14 protein-coding genes and 1 pseudogene are annotated in these 19,070 nt (G+C 62.6%); 4 read left to right on the top strand and 11 right to left on the bottom strand.

Features of this window, described 5'->3' with window-relative positions:
• Positions 1-59 precede the first annotated feature (59 nt).
• Positions 60-1,073, bottom strand: a complete 1,014-nt coding sequence (locus BKA07_RS03700; protein WP_245161824.1) for an SDR family NAD(P)-dependent oxidoreductase — start codon at positions 1,071-1,073, stop codon at positions 60-62.
• Between the two features lie 117 nt (positions 1,074-1,190).
• On the bottom strand, positions 1,191-2,021 hold the full coding sequence (locus BKA07_RS03695) for an SDR family oxidoreductase (RefSeq protein ID WP_167949702.1): 831 nt from the start codon (positions 2,019-2,021) through the stop codon (positions 1,191-1,193).
• A 69-nt stretch (positions 2,022-2,090) separates the two neighbouring features.
• On the opposite strand from BKA07_RS03695, the gene BKA07_RS03690 reads away from it, so the two are divergent.
• Positions 2,091-2,717 (top strand): TetR/AcrR family transcriptional regulator, encoded by a 627-nt coding sequence (locus BKA07_RS03690; protein WP_167949701.1) that lies wholly within the window; start codon positions 2,091-2,093, stop codon positions 2,715-2,717.
• Positions 2,718-2,741: 24 nt separating this feature from the next.
• Here the strand turns inward: BKA07_RS03690 and BKA07_RS03685 are convergent, their stop codons facing one another.
• A complete protein-coding gene (locus tag BKA07_RS03685; protein WP_167949700.1) occupies positions 2,742-3,704 on the bottom strand; it encodes an ABC transporter substrate-binding protein in 963 nt (320 codons plus the stop codon).
• Between the two features lie 296 nt (positions 3,705-4,000).
• Between BKA07_RS03685 and BKA07_RS19710 the strand changes: the two genes are divergently transcribed.
• A complete protein-coding gene (locus tag BKA07_RS19710) occupies positions 4,001-5,134 on the top strand; it encodes an SIP domain-containing protein (RefSeq protein ID WP_167949699.1) in 1,134 nt (377 codons plus the stop codon).
• Between the two features lie 21 nt (positions 5,135-5,155).
• Here the strand turns inward: BKA07_RS19710 and BKA07_RS19705 are convergent, their stop codons facing one another.
• The 7 genes from BKA07_RS19705 to BKA07_RS03645 form a co-directional block, all read right to left on the bottom strand.
• Positions 5,156-5,983, bottom strand: a complete 828-nt coding sequence (locus BKA07_RS19705) for a DMT family transporter (protein WP_342449135.1) — start codon at positions 5,981-5,983, stop codon at positions 5,156-5,158.
• 74 nt (positions 5,984-6,057) lie between these two features.
• Complete coding sequence (locus BKA07_RS03670) at positions 6,058-7,911, bottom strand: HNH endonuclease signature motif containing protein (protein WP_245161823.1); 1,854 nt, start codon at positions 7,909-7,911, stop codon at positions 6,058-6,060.
• A gap of 410 nt (positions 7,912-8,321) precedes the next feature.
• Positions 8,322-9,743 (bottom strand): FAD-binding oxidoreductase, encoded by a 1,422-nt coding sequence (locus tag BKA07_RS03665; protein WP_167949696.1) that lies wholly within the window; start codon positions 9,741-9,743, stop codon positions 8,322-8,324.
• Positions 9,744-9,805: 62 nt separating this feature from the next.
• A complete protein-coding gene (locus BKA07_RS03660; RefSeq protein WP_167949695.1) occupies positions 9,806-11,137 on the bottom strand; it encodes an MFS transporter in 1,332 nt (443 codons plus the stop codon).
• 279 nt (positions 11,138-11,416) lie between these two features.
• Positions 11,417-12,139: a hypothetical protein gene (locus BKA07_RS03655; RefSeq protein ID WP_167949694.1), complete on the bottom strand. Its 723-nt coding sequence runs from the start codon at positions 12,137-12,139 to the stop codon at positions 11,417-11,419.
• Positions 12,136-12,411: a hypothetical protein gene (locus BKA07_RS03650; protein WP_167949693.1), complete on the bottom strand. Its 276-nt coding sequence runs from the start codon at positions 12,409-12,411 to the stop codon at positions 12,136-12,138. Before BKA07_RS03650 ends, BKA07_RS03655 begins: the two co-directional genes overlap by 4 nt.
• A 513-nt stretch (positions 12,412-12,924) precedes the next feature.
• Entirely contained in the window at positions 12,925-14,586 is a 1,662-nt protein-coding gene (locus tag BKA07_RS03645; protein WP_167949692.1) for an LPXTG cell wall anchor domain-containing protein, read from the bottom strand.
• Positions 14,587-15,744: 1,158 nt separating this feature from the next.
• Here BKA07_RS03645 and BKA07_RS03640 point away from each other — a divergent pair.
• Together BKA07_RS03640 and BKA07_RS03635 are read left to right on the top strand one after the other, a co-directional pair.
• A complete protein-coding gene (locus BKA07_RS03640; protein ID WP_167949691.1) occupies positions 15,745-16,701 on the top strand; it encodes an NmrA/HSCARG family protein in 957 nt (318 codons plus the stop codon).
• A gap of 152 nt (positions 16,702-16,853) precedes the next feature.
• A pseudogene (locus tag BKA07_RS03635) lies at positions 16,854-17,697 on the top strand (IS5 family transposase).
• Between the two features lie 16 nt (positions 17,698-17,713).
• Here the strand turns inward: BKA07_RS03635 and BKA07_RS03630 are convergent.
• Positions 17,714-18,610, bottom strand: coding sequence for a helix-turn-helix transcriptional regulator (locus tag BKA07_RS03630; protein WP_167949690.1), 897 nt, complete (start codon positions 18,608-18,610; stop codon positions 17,714-17,716).
• Positions 18,611-19,070 lie beyond the last annotated feature (460 nt).

Raw genomic sequence — 19,070 nt, 5'->3', positions numbered from 1 at the left:
GCTCGCGTGTTGTTGCTGGCTCGCGTGCTTCTCGACGGACTCGAGAAGCAACCGTTTCACTACTGCACAGACCAACCGCCGTCGGACGGCAAGACCACTCCATTGACATTGCTCGAATCGTCGCTGAGCAGCCAGGCGATGGAGGCGGCGATAGCCGCAGGGTCCGCGACCGGCGGGATCATCCGCATGAATGGGCCGATTCGCCTTTCTGAGAACTCGGAGGCGAATGCCCCCTCGATTCCGGTTGCGACCGGTCCCGGCGCCACCGCGTTGATCCGGATATTGTCCGGGGCGTAGAGAAACGCGGCGCTGCGCGTGAGCCCGACTATCGCATGCTTGGACACGGTGTACGCGGTTCCAGCGGCATTGCCGCGCATCGAGGCTTCGGAAGCCACGTTCACGACAGCTCCACCCTTGCGACCGCGCATCAGAGGAATGAGAGCGCGGGTCAGACGGAAGGGCCCGTCGACGTTGACCGCCATCACCTTCTGCCAGATCTCATCCGAGGTCTCATGCAGTGGACGATGCCCATCGGTGATGCCCGCGACGTTTGCCAGACCATCGATGGGTGCCTCACCGGCAGCTGTGACAATCTCCTGCACACTCTGCGGATCCGTCACGTCTGCTCTGACCGTGACGATCGAGCCCTCCGGGTGAGCCGCTGAAAGCTCCGAGAGACGTTCCGCGAAGAGGTCGACGGCAATCACACGCCCGCCTTCGGCGATGATGCGCTGCGTCGTGGCGCGGCCGATCCCGGAGGCTGCCCCTGTGACGATGACCGTCTTGTTCACAAAGCGAGCAGCAGAGCCGGTGGCGCCGTCTTCATCGACGACCAGTTCACCGTCATTCGCAGCACGCACGAGCTCGTCGACCTCGTCCTGAGTGATCTGCCCGCGACTGATCTCGACGAAGCTCGCCAAGGACAGTCGGAGGGCCGGAGCCAGGCTCGACTCGTCGATGCCCTTCCTTGCGAGGAGGGCGCTGAGGAGCGGAGCACCGACGGGACTCGACTGCCAGTCTTCGAGGCTCGTCCTGCCGGTCAGTGGTCGTGCGGCTTCCGTCAATTCCATCATCCTTTCGCCTGCGTGGATTCTCACCCGCACGGGCATTTCGATTGAGGCCCTGCCGAACACGGGGCCGATTCACATTGCGGTGGCTGTCCAGACTGTGGTGCACGCATCCTGCTCCGATCATCGGGCAGCAGGTACCGATGCTCCTGCGCGTCGACTGGCGACGACTCCGCCGTCGACGCGAAGGTCGGAGCCGGTGATGAAGGTGGACCCAGGTCCCAGCAGGAACGCCACCGCCTCGGCGATGTCCGTCGTCGTCCCGATCCGTCCTGTCCCTGACGCTGCGATCATCTCCCGCATACTCGCGCCGGACTCCCCTGACATCTCATCCTGCCCCATTGGGGTCGAGACAACGCCGGGGCTCACACTGTTCACACGACCTCCACGACGCCCCCATTCCACACTGGCAGCCTCGACGCGCACCTGATTGCCACGCTTGGCAAGACCGTACGCGGCTTGTGGGCTTTGGAGTGTGCTGACCGCCGGAACGGAGAGCAGCTTATCCGACGGGGCCGTGGCAAGGGCGGACTCAACTTCAGGGGTGATCTGGTCAGCGGCGAACCAGCCCGCCATACTGCTGATGACGACGCCGGAACCTCCCGATTCGATCACCTTTCCGAACTGCTCGAGGCTGTGGGCCACTCCGAGCAGATCGACCCGCAGGACCGACGCGGCGTCGGCTTGGACCGGTGAGAGCCCTGCAGTGTGCACAACCTGGGTGACCGAACCCAGGGATGTCGCACATTCAGCCAGGTCCGCTACGGAACCGCACGATGCAACATCGGTTTGCCTGACGGTCACCGAGTATCCCTCGCCCCGGAGCGTTGCGGCCGCCCGGTCCAAGGTGGAAGTGCTGAAGTCGGCAAGGAGTACGTCCTTTCCTGCACCAGAGCGTCGCGCGATCGCTTCGCCCATCCCACCGGCTCCGATGACGACAAGAACTTCCCGCATGCCCGCTCCCCTCGATTTACAAGACTCAGCGTCTCGTTATTCTGTGATGCTAACACCTACACTGATCCCATGACCGGATCTTCGAGAGGCCGACCCCGTTCAGAGACCGCGCGATCGGCGATTCTGGAAGCGACGAGGGCGCTGCTCATCGAGGACGGCTACGAGGACATGACCGTGAGCCGAATCGCAGTTCGGGCCGAAGTCGGCAAGCAGACTGTCTATCGGTGGTGGAAGTCGAAGGCCGAAATCGTGGCCGAGGCCGCCCTGAACGGCGTGATCCCCATGGAAGCGGAGCAACCAGTCGCCACCGACGATCTCGTCACCGATGTCTACACGCTGATCAGAAATTTCACTGAACCGGCCAACGAACGCGGCGGCTCAGCACTGATTCGCGCCCTGGCTTCGGCCTCGGCCGCGAGCGAGACATCCGGTGCCCAACTGTGGGAGAGATTCGCCGAACCGACGAGAGCCGCGATCACGCAACGGCTCGCTGCGGCGGTCGACATCGGCGATGTTCGTGACGACGTCGAGCTCGGTTCTGTCGCCGATGCCCTCATCGGGTCACTTCTGCTTCGCGTACTGTCTCGACAACCGATCACTTCAGCGGATTTCGAAGCTCTTGCCGACGTAATCCTCTGCGGTATCAGCACAGGTTCACTCGGGCAACGATCCACCGAGCGTTCCGAGGATTCATAGCTCGCCACTCCCACCTCGGCGATCTCAGCCCCTCCGAAGATCCCGCGCGCTTTCCAGAACGTCCGCGAGCTCGCCGAGCCACTGCGTGTACCCATCATAGGTGTAGGCACGTTTGTCGTCCCAGGTGCCGAGCTGATCGTGTTTGACCGGAAGCAGGCTCTTGAAGACGGGGTTGTCCTCGAAGTCGGCCGAGGCATCGTGGATGAGCATGACGTCAGCCGGATAATCGCTGATCTTCTCCCAGGAGACCTCTGCCCAGCTGGTGTCAGCGCCCGAATCGGGCCCGACGAGGTGGAGCCCGTCCTCGGTGAGCATCTGCGCAACACCGAGTTCCTTGGCGGTATAGATGATCTCGCGACTGAAGTTCGCGAGGAGCACCGTCAGCCCATCCTTTTCATCTGCAATGTCACGGATTCTCTGGCGAGCGGCGTCGAAGTCGTTGCGCTGTTCTGAGATCTTGCCCGTCTCCGTGTCCTTGCCAAGGGCCTGCGCGATCGCGGCGTACTGGGCGAACATGTCGTCCGGCGTTCCTCCGTCGAGCTTGACCGGCACAAATGGAACGAGCGTGGCCACTTGGTCGCTGAGCTTGTCCTCCCACCATGTCCATCCGTCGCCCCGCTCGTTGCCGTAGGCGACGATGATGTCGGGATCCGTTGCCGCGAGCTCCTCGAGATTCAGTTCCATATCGGTGCCGACAACCTCGACGCCGGTCTGATCGAACGACTTCCCTGGGGACTCATTCTGCCCGAAGCCGTAGACGGCCACCGGCTTGATTCCGTAGGGGGCGAGCGCTGCAGCTGAGTAGAAGTCCATCGCAATCCGCTCGGCCGGGTGATCGAGTTCGATGGTGACGCCGTCGTAACCGTCCGGGGTGTAGGAGAACCCCTTCGTACCGGTCGTCGAGGTGGCTTCGGTCTCCGGGTTTCCGCATGCGGCAAGGGCGAATGGGGCAAGGACGGACAATGCGAGAAGTTGACGACGATGCATGGAGGACCTTTCGGTTTTCGGCAGAGCTGAGACGGCTGGCCTGGACTACGGTTCGGATCGGGGGTCGTGCGGGCGGCTCCAGGATGCAGCGCATCGTCGCTGTTCGGCACTGGCCGCCAGCGGGAGATGCGCATTCCGAGCCGGTCGAGAACACCGTAGCACCATTTGGCCAGGCTATCCTTACCTAAGTGGCGTAGACTGTCGGTGAACGTTGCACCCACAGCGCTTGCAGAGGTCCTCACCCTGCCTGCACACGTACCGTGTTCCTCGTACCGACGGGGAACGAAGGAGCATCAGTGCCACAAGCACCCATCACCGCCTTCGAGGCCACCGTCATCGACATCGAAGACCTCAGCCCCGTTTTCCGCCGCGTCACCTTCGGCGGCGAGGGCCTCAGGGACTTCGGATGCAGCGGCCACCCACGTGACCTGCGGTTCAAGCTCATCATCCCTTCGGCCGGCGCGACGAAACCGGAGTTCGATCTCCTTCGGTTCCTCGACGAGCAGGATCCCGAATCCGGACTGTCCTGGTACCAGGCCTGGTTGCAGATCGATCCGAGGGTCCGCGGCGAGATGCGCACCTATACCGTGCGCGAGTGGCGTGCCGAAGCGTGCGAACTCGTCGTCGACATGGTCCTCCACACCGACGAGCAGGGTCGTTCTGGCCCCGCAGCAGCGTGGGCACTGTCCGCTCAGGTCGGCCACAGTCTGCACATCATCGGACCATCTCGTCACGCAGAGGGGCCCACCGCCGGCATCGAATTCGCTCCCGCGGATGCCGACACGATCCTTCTCGCCGGCGACGAGACCGCCGTACCCGCCATCGCCTCGATCCTCGAGTCGATCACGAACGGCGAGTCGATCAAGGGCGCCAAGGTACAGGGCAAGGCGATTCTCGAAGTTCCGAGCGCCGAGGATGTACTTGAGCTGGACGCTCCCGCTGGGATCGAGATCCAATGGCTTCCTCGCGGTGACGCCGACCATGGACAGCTGCTCGAACCCGCCGTGCGCGACGCCGTCCGCGCCGAGAATCAAGTCCATACCGACAACCGTGTCTTCGTCGAGAGCAGCGCCTCCGTCGAGAACCGGGCCGTCACCGAGAACACCGCCGTCGCCGAGAACCGAGTCCTCGCCGGGGTAGGCGCGGGTGCGGCCAGCGCCGGCGCAAGTACGTCAGATGCACTCTCCGCCGAACTCGACCACGTCAACATCGACGAAGAGATCCTCTGGGACGTACCCGCTGCGCTGACTCAGGCCGCTCAGGGCAGCTCGAGCAAGACCGAAAAGAATGCCCGTCCGTTCTATGCCTGGATCGCCGGTGAGGCCGGGCCCGTCAAGCGACTGCGCCGTTACCTCGTACAGGAAGTCGGAGTCGATCGCCATCAGATCGCATTCATGGGCTACTGGCGTCAGGGCAAGGCCGAGGGGTGATCGGGGTCGCCTCGAGGGGCATCATTTCGCAGCAGTTCGCTTGGCTGAAGAACCGAGCATCTGCGGGATGATGGTGAAGCCCGCGCCGACGAGGCAGAGGACTCCACCCAACGCTGCCAGTGGTGGCGGAACTTCACCAAGGAGGAGCCAGGCGAGAACGACGACGATCGCTGGGACGAGCAGGCCCGAGGAGCTGAGCACTCCAGCGGGCAGGAACCGAATCGCGTATCCCCACAAATTGAACGCAAGCGCTGTGGGCACCATCCCAAGGTAGATGACCTGGACGGTGATTTCGACGGGGGCATGGGACACCTCGGCGATCAATCCGGGAGCGAAAGCGAGGCAGGCCAGAGTTCCGGCGAGGATACCTCCCCAGGTCACGGTCACAGAGTCATCGCGGGACAAGAAGCGCTTCTGCAACACCACACACGCTACGTAGAGAATCGCCGCAGTGAGGCTGAGAAGCATGCCGCCGATGGTGAATACCCCGGTGAAGCTTGCGATCGTGATCATCCCGATCCCGACCATCGAAACCACTATGCCGACGAGAAGCCTGCCCGGCAGGCCCTCGCCGAGAAGAAGCCCTGCGAAGACGGCGACGAGGAGCGGGCCGATGTTGACGATCATTGCGGCTGTTCCCGCATCAATGGACCGCTCGGCCGCGTTGAGGACGACCGTATAGCCGGCGAACCAGGCGATTCCCCAGATGAGCATGATCAGCCACGTCATTCTCGAAGTCGGGAACTTCGGCCTGCGAAAGAGCATCCAAGCAGACAGGACGGCCGCCGCAGCGCCCATGCGCAGCAGCGACATCGGCCCAGGGGTGTAGTAGCCGCCCGCATCGCGGATGACTGCGCGGCGCTACCGTGAAGCCGTCGCCCAATGATCCGCTGCTGCGATGACGTGCTCGCGCACTGGCACCGTCACTCGCCGAAGAGATCGTCGATGGCGTCTTGGGCTACGAATCTCGCATGCAGTATCGGTCGCCGGGCCGGGTCGATCGACGCAGGAGGCACCCAAACGGGCCTTCCGTCCTTGAGCATCACAGTCTCCCAGTCAGATCTGTCCAATAGGTGGTGATGGGCGGAGCAGCTGAGCATCATATTGTTGATATCGGTTTTGCCTCCCTGCGCCCATTCGACAATATGATGGGCATCGCACCACCCCGGCGGAGCATCACATCCCGGGAAGGTACATCCCTTGTCTCGAGCGGTGAGAACCGCGATCTGCTTTGCGTTCGCGTAGCGATTCTCGGTGGCCACCTGCATCGTCTTGGCCTTTTCAGAGATGAGTTCGAAGAACACGGCCCCATTCAGTCCGTTGCGCGCGAGCTCCTCGATGGGTACCGGATTCTCACTTCCAGTTGTGCCGAATCCGGTCCCATTCGCAAGGTCTTCGGCCTTCGCGGTGACAACCAACGCATATTGGGCACCTTGGCCGGTGCGCGTCATGTCGATTCGGCCGATCAAGGTGGCGAATCGCTCGTAGATCCATTCCTGAGCTGTCAGCTTCTGCCCCGACATGTCGACGAGAGTTCCGTCTTCGAGAACTCCGGAATCGGCCTCCGCATCCACATCAGCGTTGACGTTGGCGTCGGCGTTGGCGTTGGCGTTGGCGTTGGAGCCATTGTTCTTTGCGATCTTGGTTCTCGCCGTCAGCAGTCCGTTGAGCTGACCGCCGGTGATCGGGTCGAGCAGGCCCGCGATCTCCCAATCGCCGTTCTCGCGAGCATGCATACCGATTTTGTACGAGGAGCGGTCCGTGGGGTCGATCGGCTGTTTGCCGTCGGGATCGATATGAGCCAGGATGCGAGCGAAGATGGCGCGCAGATCGAAGACTCTCACGCTCGGCGCCTTCTCAACGAGAGTCGATTCGGCGTAATCACGGTCTGCCTGGCTGACCCATATGGGCAGCTTCTTCAGGCAGTCTTTGATGACGGTGGCTTGGTCGGCCGAGAGCCCACCTCTGTTGAACGCATCCGCGACCTTCGGGTACATGGGTGGCTGCGCCTCGCCGGTGAGAGTGACTCTTCCACCAAGGTTCTTGGCCATATCGGTGCGGCGGTTCGCTTCACGGCTGCTGAGATTGAGCCGGTCCTGGATGAGGGCCTTCGTCGTCTTGGCACCGTAATCGGTCGGCGTACCGACCCGTTCACACACCGCCAATGCCAAGGTGGACAGAGCCTCATTGACTCGACCGAGGGCTTCGAGCCCATCGATGAGCTTGATAGCGTCCTCGGGACCCATCGGGCGGTCGAATGTGCGCAACCCGTCCCGAAGATCGCCGAGGGCAGTGAGACTGTTCGTGACTTCAGGAGCGAATCGTGAGATGTCGGTCCATTCTTCGTTCGACAGCAACGGGTGAGGGCCGGGAGCGGCGGAAGCGGCAACAGGACGATCGGAACCGACCGGTGAAGCAGCAGCCCCTGCTCCCGAGAAGGCTTCTGCTTCCGAGAAGGGGTCTGTTCCCGATAAGGGCCCTGCGTCCGAGGCGCGATCTCCATCGGCCTCGGGGCCGGCGTCCACAGGCTCACCGCTGCCGTTCGGCTCATCAGGATCACCAGCGGGCACGGCCGCGAGGGATTCGAACTTCTCGGCGAGGGGATGACCGGTGAGGTCGAGGCTGGCACCTTTGAGCTGATCGAACAACGTGGGGCCCTCAGAGCCATCGAAGCCATCGGCTGCGTCCGCACCCGAGCCTGACGCGGCACGACGAGAACCGGAGCGCGAGTCGTGCTCTTCCGGGTTCTCGGGTGCGCGGTCGGGGGTGAGAGTCATGGTACTGAGATCCATTCGCCAACATCGTTGTTGCTCTTGCCTCCATTATACACGCTATTGGACTTTTTACACCTTCAGTTTCGATTTATGTTCGTTCTTTCTTTGATTCCCATATCATTTGCTCGCAGATTTTGCGAAGTTATTCGCAACACTGCAGGTCAGAGGCAACCCTGCAGGTCCGAGGCGGACTATGATTCGATCTCCATACAGAGACGAGCCGCGGCATTGTGGCGTCACAATGCCGCGGCTCGTCTCTGCAGTTCCGTTATCGATGTCTGTCAGGTCGTGGAAATTCCAGACCACGGGCAAGTTCCAGACCGCGGGCACCCCAGACCGCGGGGCACCCCAGACCGCGAGGAACCCCAGAACGCGGGGCAGTCCCAGACCACGCTTGCCCCACGAGCTCTCCTTCAGAGCGCGCTGAGCATCTTCCCCGGGTTGAGGAGCCCCTGGGGATCCAACGCATTCTTCACAGCGGTCTGGATCCGCTTCGACCCCTCGTCGAGTTCGTTGTTCAGCCAATCGCGCTTCAGGAGGCCGACCCCGTGCTCACCGGTGATGGTGCCGCCCAGCTCGAGGCCGATGCGCATGATCTCGCCGAAGACCTCCTGCGCCTTCGCCGTCTCTGCGGAATCACCGGCGTCGAAGAACACCGAAGGATGAGTATTCCCGTCACCGGCGTGTGCCACCAGCGCAATCATCAGACCCGACGATTCCTGCAGCTCCTTGAGACGGTCGCAGAACTCGGGCATCGCCACCCGCGGCAGGCACACATCGTCGAGCAGCTGACCACCGCCGTGCGAGTTGGCGAACTTCTCGTACGCGGGCTGGATCATCCGCCGCGCGGCGACGAGCGCAGCCGAGTCGGCGGGATCGTCGGAGTACGCGACGTCGAGGGCACCGCAGGCCTTCGCCACCTCGGCAAATCGGGCCATGACCTTCTCGGACTCCGCAGGAATCTGATCGACCTGCATGATGAGCATCGATCCGGCATCTCCGTCGAGGCCGAAGTCGCCGAACTCATTGAGCATCTTCAGACTCGACGAATCGAGGAACTCGAGCAGGCTGGGCACACCGCCGGCGGCCATGAAGTCCGCGACAGTCTGCAGCCCCGAACGCTCGTCGGGGAACGTCGCGACGGCCGTGAAAGGGTCCGGCAGCTTCGGGACCAGACGCAGGGTCGCCTCGACGACGATGCCCAAGGTGCCCTCGGAGCCGATGAACAGGTGGCGCATATCCAGTCCCGCGACGCCCTTCGCGGTCTCCGGACCCAGCTTCGTCAGCGTGCCATCTGCCAGAACCACCGTGAGGCTGCGAACGTAATCCCTGGTCACACCGTATTTCACACAGCACAGGCCGCCCGCGTTGGTGGCAATGTTGCCGCCGATCGACGACAGCGCGACGGATCCGGGGTCGGGCGGATAGGACAGTCCGAATGGCGCAAGATGGTCCTTGAGGTCCTGATTGATGATCCCGGGCTGAACCGTCACGAGGCGCTCGGCCTCATTGACGCCGACGACGTCCTTCATCCGCGAGACATTGAGCAGAATCGCTCCGGGCGAACCGTTCGCCCCACCCGAGATCCCCGAGCGCGCACCCTGAGGAACCACGGGAACACCGTGTTCGGCGGCGAAGCGCACGACCGCCTGGACGTCTGTCGCCGAGGTGGCTCTGACCAGGGCGATCGCCCCTTCGTGAGGGCAGAACAGGGCTTCGTCGCGAGCGTGGGCGCCGATGACGTCGGGATCCGTCGTCAGTGCGCCGTCCCCCAATCGCGAGGCGAGCGCATCGAGTTCGGCCGGTCCCACCGTGGTCTGGTTCTGTGCTGTCATGACATCCTTCCGAACGGAAATGTTGGGACGGTCGCGACCGCCTCGGCGACTCTCATCTGGGACTATCTCGTCAGATTCGGGTCCACCCTATCGGGCGCGGGGGCGGCCTTGAGGACGAGGGTGACGATTCCGGCCCCGACCATTGCCGCGCCCACGACCCACATGCCTGCGTTCTGGGTTCCGGTGAGCTGGGCCAAGCCACCGGTGATGTAGGGGGCGAAGAACCCGGCGGAGTTACCCAGCGAGTTGATCAGGGCGAGACCCGCGGCGGCTCCGGCACCGGCCAGGAAGGTCTGCGGCAGCGGCCAGAAGGTCGGCAGGGCCGCGCAGATGGCCATGCAGGTGATGGTCACGGCGACCATCGTGGTGAAGGGCGAGCTCAGATACAGGGCGATCGGGATCGTGACACCGCCGACGAAGAGCGGAATCGCGACGTGCCAGACCCGCTCGCCGGACTTGTCGCCGTGGCGGGACCAGAAGTACATGGCCAGCGCACCGAAGATGTAGGGGATCGCGGTGATGAAGCCGATCTCGACGATCGAGTACTCGACGCCGAAGGTCTCCTGGAAGCCGGAGATGATCGTCGGCAGGAAGAAGCTCATCGCGTAGAGGCCGTAGACCATACCGAAGTAGACGAAGGACAGCGCCCACACGCGCGGCTGGAGGAGGGACCGGCGGACCGGGTAATGGAAGGTCTCGGCCTTGCCCTCCTCCTCGGCATCCATCCTCGACTGCAGCCAGTTCCGCTCGTCGGGAGTCAGCCATTTGGCATCACGAGGACGGTCGGTGAGGTAGAAGATGCACATGATTCCGAGCAGGATTGCGGGCACGCCTTCGATGACGAACATGAAGCGCCAGCCGGCGAAATTCTCGAAGATCGAATTTCCGCTCGAGATCAGCCACGAGGACAGCGGCGAGCCGATGACGCTGGACATCGGGATCGCGAGCATGAACAGCGCGGTGGCACGGGCGCGCATGGATGAGGGGAACCAGTACGTGAGGTAGAGGATGATGCCGGGGAAGAATCCCGCCTCGGCGACGCCCAGGAGGAAGCGCAGCACATAGAGCCACCCGTGACTGGGCACGAACGCCATCGCTGCGGCCACAATGCCCCAGCTGATGAGGATCCTGGCCAGCCAGATCCGTGCGCCGTACCTGTGCAGGGCGAGGTTCGACGGCACCTCGAAGATGAGGTAGCCGAAGAAGAAGATGCCGGCCGCGAACCCGAACTGGGTGGCGTTCATCGCGAGGTCTTCGTTCATGCCGCCCGGGCCCGCAATGCCGAGGTTGGTGCGGTCGAGGTAGTTGGTGAAGTACATCGCGATGATGAATGGGATCAGGCGGAGAGTGACTTTCCTCAGGGCCCGCTTCTCCAGCGCTGAATCGGTCGGCATTCGTCCACTCACAGGCGGGTTCACCTCGGATGACATGTGATCTCCCTTGATCAGGCTTGAGCCTTGAGCCAGGGTGATGGCCCTCGGCACGCTACGTCGAACACATTACGTCACACCTGGTTCCGGTTCCCAGGTTCTGCCGCCAGAGTTTTGAATATCGGGACGAAACCTATGGCCGGCGCCGAGGTGGGGCGCCGGCCACAGGCTCGATCGGATCGGTTCGCGAAAGTTCGGCCCGGAGGTCGCCGGTTGAACCCCGTCGCTGTCCCGGAGGTTCGATCACTGCCCCTGGGGCTGGGTCACTTCACTGGGGTCCGGTGCGGCGATGTTCACGTCGGTGTCGAAGTCGTCGATGACCACGGTCGCGTCGACCCCGTCGGCGCGGCTGACGAGCGTCGCGGTGTCCATCGTCCCTTCTGCTGGGATGTCGATGAGCGTCGACTCGTCCTTCTTCCCGAGTGTGTAGCGGATGAAGTCGGTGCCGTCTTTGTCGACTTCACCCTCGACGGTCACCTCACCGGCACTCATCGTTTCAACCGTCGAGACCAAGCGGTCATAGTCGTAGGTCTTCGCGACTTGGTCTCCCTGGGCCGCCTGGAACACCACGTATTTGCCGATCGCCGGACTGGCATCGTATCCGAACGATTCCCAATACTCCTGCGGGCCCTTGATCCACAGCAGACTTGACGCCCTCACCAATTCGATGGTCATGTCCACCGATCCGGACTCGATAGAGGCTTCTCCCTCGAACGCACTGCTCTTTCGGTCGAAGATGAAATCCGTGCTCTGGGTTCCGTCGTCTGCCTTCACAGAGCCTTGTGCGTGGTAGCTCGTGATGCCTCCGAGCTCGTCTTTGAACGTTGAGAATCTATCCATTGCCGACGATTCGGCATCCTTGCTGAGCGAATCGACGTGGGCGTCCACCGCGCCGTCAGAACCGGAACAGGCTGAGAGGCTGAGCAGGAGGCTCGCTGCAACTGCGGATACTGTCAGTCGTCTCATTTCGCCTCCGCCACGAGCTTCGTGATGTCGATTCCGCACTCTTCGTCCACCGTCTCGGCCTGGTGCTCGTAGGTTGTGTTCGCAGTCTTCGTCGCCGTCGAGAGCAGCGTGAGGAAGTCGGTGTTGGAGACCTGACCACCACTGGACTTGAAGAGATCGGCGGCCTCTTTGTAGTCATCACCCGTGGCTTCCCAGTCTTGAGACGCATCACCAGGCGCGAGCTTTCCGATATGCGCGGTCCCCGCCGCCAACAGGTCCAAGCGTGTCCCCATATGGTTGACGATGGTCTGTTCGTTCTGATCGCTTGCCTCGTTGCTGAGGCTGACCAAGTCTTCGATGGCGCCGCAGTAAGTGTCGGCTTCGGACGGGTCCGTATACGACGGTGCTGCTTCTGTAGCCGTCGCTTCCGGTTTCGGGCTCGCCGTTGCAGCCTCGGATGACGGATTCGGTGTGGCTGTTTCCGTGGAAGGAACGGGTTGGTCTGCCGTTGTCTCGGCGGGACTCTGACAACCGGTCAGGAGCAGTGCCGGTATGGCGACTGCGAGGGTGGCGAGGCGGATTGAGGTTGAAGACTTCACTGGGAAGGTCCTCTCTGACGAGAGACTGAATTGACGGTGGAGGTCTACCCATTCGCATACTTGGAAGATCTGCGATTGAATAGAAGCGTGGTGGGAGCCAGCCCCTTGCCTGACTGGCTCCCATCACCTGGTTCCTGCTGGCCCGCAGCTGAGCGACGAGTGGAGAGTCACCGCTTCAGCTGTGGACAGCAGGGTTCTCACATCCTGTTACTTCGCTGCTCGGCGGCGAGCGAAGTAAACTGCGCCTGCACCGGCTGCCAGCAGGATTGCGCCGGCTCCGAGCATCGGGGATGTTGCGTCTGAACCGGTACGGGGCAGGTTTTCTGCACCGTTGTCGGGTCCATTGGCTGCACTGCCTGCTGCGGCGTTCGCAGCTCCGTTGTCGTCAGCCGAAGCGGAGTCGTCGGCCGAGGCCGAGTCGTCCGAGGAAGCGTCGTCAGCTCCGTTGTCATCAGCCGAAGCCGAGTCATCCGAGGAAGCGTCGTCAGCTCCGTTGTCATCAGCCGAAGCCGAGTCATCGGACGAAGCGTCGTCGGCTCCGTTGTCGTCGGACGAAGCCGAGTCATCGGACGAAGCGTTGTCGGCTCCGTTGTCGTCGGACGAAGCCGAGTCATCGGACGAAGCGTTGTCGGCTCCGTTGTCGTCGGACGAAGCCGAGTCGTCTGAGGAAGCGTCGTCACCGTCGTCGGCGCAGTTGATGCCGCCTTCGGAGATGTCAGCGAATACATCGGCGCGCTCGAAACCGAGTTCCATGCTGCCGAGGCCGTCGGGTGCGACTACGGGGACAGAGGCCAGCTGCAGATCAGCCTGCAGTCCACCCATGGTCGCCGAGGCGTGGGTGCCGTCAGCGGCTTCTTCGACGTTGGTAATGCCGCCATAGGTGATTTCACCCGACACGAGGTCTGACAGGTCGCCCATGCCACCCTCTTCGAGGATCTGGTCGAGCTCGAGCTTTCCACCGGGCTCGACGACGAGGTCGGCTTCGCCGACCTTGACCGACATGTTCGGCAGCGACGTGACGTCGACCTCTGCCCCGTCAGCAGCGCCGTTTGCACGGGCAATCATCTCGCCCTGCGGTGCGGCGTCGGTTTCTCCGCCCCAGGAGACTCCGATCTCCCCATTGAAGAGATTGACGTCTGCGAATCTCCACGTCGCGGTGCTTTCGACACCGAGACCGGAATCGCAGGCAGCTCCATCGCTGTTGAGGCTCACGTCGCTGGTGCTCAGGCCCAGGTTCGCTTCGCCGACAGGGAAGAGCGTATCAAGATCGCTGGGCAGACCCGGAACATCGCCGAGGCCGGTGATGAGATCGAGGTCACCGGTGGTGGATTCGGCGTTTGCCACCGTTCCGCCGCTGGTCAGAGTTCCATCGGACCAGTCTGTCTGGGCTTTTCCGGTGAGGGCTTCGAGCGTGCCCAGTGTCGGAATATCGAGGTTTCCGAAGTCCTGGTCGGCTTCATCCGACGGGGATTCGGTGGTCGAGTTGGCCTCGGCGTTGGTGGGGTTGAGGTTCAGTCCGACTGCTCCCGCTCCGACCGGGGCGGCGCGGGAGTATGCCCGAGCAGTATCGTCATCGGCGATCGTGGCGGGAACGGCGTACTCTCCGGTGCCCGTTCCCGTGTAGTCAGCGAGTCCTTCGGAGTCTGCGACAACTGTTGACTCTGCGATGTTCGCGCGGACATTGACCATGTTGTCTGCCAGCCCGACGCCGGCAAATGCGCCGTAGTTACGCACACCGCCGGAGAAGGAACCTTCCTCCACATCGGCCGCGTTTGCCGGCGCAACGGGACCGAGCAGGGCGATGCCGAGGGCACCGACTCCTGCTGCACCGAGGATACGGCGCAGCCCCTTGTTCTTGTTTGGCTTCATATTGCTCTACCTCTACACGTAGGGACTTTACAATTTGAGCTTTTCGCAAGTCTCCACACTCACCCGCCCGAAGGCTCAACCGCCACGAACTTTGTGTTCAGGAGACTCACGAGGAACTCCAAGATGAGCGTACCAACTTAGGAATCATTTTGGTCACGTAATGGCAACATAATTGCAAGTGAATAATTATGATCTGCGACTCTGGCCGACAATCCCTGTGTAAAAGGTCACTATTGCATTTTTATACGTTGGTATACATTTTTATTTGTTCAGCTTTTGAGACGGCACTTCACACTGTTAAATCAGTCAGTCTTCAGCGAACTCCGAAGCTGTGCGGTAGGCATCGACCTCTACCGACAAACCCGCTTGTCGATTGTTCGCTTATCCATGCTTGTCGATTGATCATTTATCAACAGACAGCTCGGCAGACGAACGCCCAGTGGGGTGAACAACCCGGTGAGGAACAGCGCGGCGGGACGAACAGCTCGAATCGACATCCGGCGCGGGCGCGAACATGAGCCCCGTGGTCGAAGTCGCGAAGTGGCTAAGAGGTTCCGCAGATAGGTCACGGTCGGCGGGTGGGCCGTGTATCCCAACGGTGGGTGGTCCAGGCGGATGACGTGATCGCTGAGCGCGCGCAAGTCGAACAGCGTCACCGGACGGTGCCGGCCCGGCTGATGATCTACTTCGCGATGACGCAGCCGGATGCTTCCCTTTGAGTGCCCCCACCCGCCCGGATGGAGCGGATTCGTCGGCCAGAGTGCTCCAGCGACTGAACCCACCTCGGCGCCCGCGTCCGACCCCACGAGTTGTCCAACGGAGGGTGTCTGGATGGCAGGTCAATCGCCGATCCCACGGCTCTCCACCGCAACCCAGCCACCTACCTATAGACGCCGTCTTGCGTTTCTGACTCAACGGTATTGAGGCTAGACCCCTGTTCAGGGGGGCCTCCGGTAGCAACGCCACCCGCGCCGAGCGCGACGATTGGGGTTTCGAACTCGAGTCCGACCCCTTGGGCGCCTTGCCCATGGTGCCAGCTGATCCTGCCCTACCCTCATCCCGCCGTCTGACCCGCTGAGTATAGAATGCTTACCTATAAGGCTTACCTATAAGGGTCACCGCAGATCGCGGCAGGCTCGTCACCTGAAGGAGGGGCATTTGAACACCACGAAGAAAGTCATCGCAGTGGCAGGTGCGACGGGCTCACAGGGCGGTGGTGCCGCCGCCGCGATCCTCGATGACCCCGACAGCCCGTTCACTGTTCGAGCACTGACCCGCAATCCTGACTCGGCTGCGGCCCAGGAGCTGTCGTCCCGCGGCGCCGAGGTCGTCCGAGCAGACTTCGGCGACGAGGCGAGCCTCGTCGCCGCGTTCGATGGGGCGTACGGCGCGTTCCTCGTCACGAACTTCTGGGCGCACGGGTCCGCGGATCAGGAGTCCCTCGAGATCGCGCACCTGGCCTCCGCAGCGAGCACCGCTGGGCTACATCATGTGGTCTGGTCGACCCTGGAGGACACGCGCGAGCTGCTGCCGATCGAAGACGAGCGCATGCCCGTACTCCAGGACCGCTACAACGTCCCCCACTTCGATGCGAAGGGTGAAGGCAACGAACGGTTCACCCAAGCGGGCGTTCCCACCACATTCCTTAACACGACGTTCTTCTACCAGGGCTTCCTGGACGGAGTGGAGCCCCGGCGCGGCGAAGACGGTGAGCTCACACTGTCCATCCCCTTTGAAGACGGCAAGCTGCTCGCCGGCATCGACGTCCGCGACATCGGGCGGACCGCCTACGAGATTCTCCGCCGCGGCGAGGAGTTCATCGATCAGACTGTCAGCATCGCAGGGGACTGCCTCACCGGTCAGGAGTACGCCGACATCATTGGCGATGCGTTGGGCGAACCCGTTCGGTTCCAACCCGTCCCCTACGACGTGTTCCGGAAGTTTGACATCCCAGCGGCCGAAGAGTTCGGGAACATGTTCCAATACTACGGCGACTTCGACGCCCAGTTCACCGGCGCGAGGGATCTCGCGAAGGTGCGTGCGATCAACCCGGCGCTGAAGGACTTCCGGACCTGGGCACAGGAGAACGTGCAGGCGCTGCGCAACGCCGTATGATCACACCCGGAGACGAGTCAGCCTCCACTGCCCAAGGGATGGCTTAGCCTAGGCGGTTCTGCAAGTAGGGGCGCGTCGCTGAGGTGGGGCAGGCACAAGCACCGGGAGGGAAGGAGGTGTCAAAATCTCGTTTCTTCTCCTGCGAGGTGCTTGTGCCTGCTCTGCCATCTTCCATCATTAAATCGATCTGGGACCAGTTCTGCGCGTTGCTGCCGGAGCATCACGTTGCTCATCCGTTGGGTTGTTATCGACCGCGGATCGCCGACCGGATTGTGTTCGACAACCCGTTCAGGTCCTCGTCCTGGGGGCCGCCTACGAGCGGATCGCTGATGCGAGCTGTTTAGCCGCCACCGTGCGCAATCGGCGCGATGAATGGATCGCCACCGGGATCTTCGAGGACCTGGAGCAGGTCTGTCTGGAGACCTACGACAAGATCGTGGGCCTGCAGCTGGAGGATCTGAGCGTAGATGGCTGCGTAGTCAAGGCCCCGTGCGGAGGCGCGGCTGCCGGAAAATCACCGGTTGACCGGGGCAAACAAGGCACCAAACGCTCCGTGCTCACCGACCGGGCCGGGATTCCGCTGGGGTGCGTGCTCGCAGCCGCCAACCGGCACGACCCACCCCTTCTGCGCCCGACTCTGGCGTGCCTGGGCCGGTTCGAACTGCGCTACGGCGTGGGCCTGCCCGAGGACATCACCGTGCATCTCGACGCTGGCTACGACAGTGCCAAGACCCGTGATCTGCTCGACGAACGGGGCTGCCGCTCGAAGATCAGCCAGAAAGGATTCCCACTACAAGCCGGAGACCGCTGGGTGGTCGACCGCGTCAGCTCCTGGCACAACCGCGGTTTCAAGAAACTGCTCGTGTGCACAGAGAAGCGTTCCGAGTCATCGCCGCGTTCATCGCGCTGGCCAACGCCGTGAACATCGTGCGCAGGCTGATCCGAACCGCCTGGATTACCCACCGTTGGGAGACACGGCCCACCCGCCGACCGTGACCTATCTGCGGAACCTCTAAGAGGCGTCCCGCATGTCGAGGGCTCGCCTGAGTTTGCGAACGGAACCGAAACCCGACGATGCGGCCGCTTCGGCCAGGGAGGAACCTCCGTCAATGTGGCGCTTCGCCATATCCATTCGGGCCTGCCTGAGCTCGTTCGACGGCGTTGAACCGTGGTTCTTGAAAGCCTTGAACAGGTATGAGCGCGACACGTGCAGGTCCTGCGCAATGGACTCGACGGTGGTGTCAGCATCGGATGCCACGGATCCGATCAGGGCCACCGCCCGGACGTAGACCGTTCTCAGCGATGCTTCCCGGGACTCCGGGTACAGACGCGATCCGATCGCCGTCGCCTTGGCGAGTTCCTCAAGCCCCCGTTGAACTTGAACGAACCCCGGCTCAAGGTCCTCAGCAGAACCTTGGAACAACGACGATGTCGCGGCATTCAGTATCCGCAGATGGGCCTCACTCGAGTGTCCCGCGAGCAGCTGATAATGCTCATGCGCCTCTGCGCCCCTGAAGCTGATGATCATGCACGTCGCCGAGGACTCGCATTCGGCCCCCGTGAAGTCTCCGGCCTGGACGACACCGACGTCGAAGGGCTTCAGATGCGCAGCCCCCGTTCTGGAGTGCAGTGTCAGCTCCCCACGGAGACAGGCGTGCAGCATGACCCCGTCATCATGCAACGGCCCCTCAGGTGCGGAGTACTCGACAACGGCGGGGCCATGGCTGTAACGCGCAACGACGAAATCATCGGTGACCACGATGTCGCCATTGAGTCGCAGCGAATCGGGGTCCGACTTCAGGTGCCACCCCTTCGACGCCAGGAAGGCGACCTGCTCGGCCTGAGTGGCCCCCACGCTCGTATAGCCCGTGGGCCGGGAGCGATCACCGTCCTCTGCGGATGATTCCATGATGCCCCCAATCGATTACCCGCGCGTGCTCGCTTCCCACACATGCGACAGACTACACACGTAAGTCTCAATATTTGACACTACTATACCGGGTCGGCGTCCACGTTTGAGCGCCACACCGCCCCTCAGAACCTCCTAAAGTCCGCATCAACTCCGCATCATCGGCTCCGTGCCCGCGGCCCCGCTCAGACACAAGGACAAGGCTCCTTTTGCTCCCAAAGCCAAGCGTTCTTGTTTCCTCGTTCTCCGGGCAGTCTCTTGCATTTATCCGGGCTTCATCTTTGGCCGGGCCATGACCAGCTGAAACGAGATCTCGCGGCTCACCCATGGCACCGGGCAGCACCCACAAGGCGCTTCGCCCCGCGTGTGATCGATGCGACCCCGGGTCGCTTGCACCCACCCGCCTCCGACGACGAGGGGGCTCGCACAGGGAGGCACCTGGCGCGATGCGTATGTGACG

The organism is Brevibacterium marinum (assembly GCF_011927955.1).
In the GTDB taxonomy this organism is placed as follows: Bacteria; Actinomycetota; Actinomycetes; order Actinomycetales; family Brevibacteriaceae; genus Brevibacterium; species Brevibacterium marinum.
This window is presented reverse-complemented; position numbering and strand designations above follow the sequence as displayed.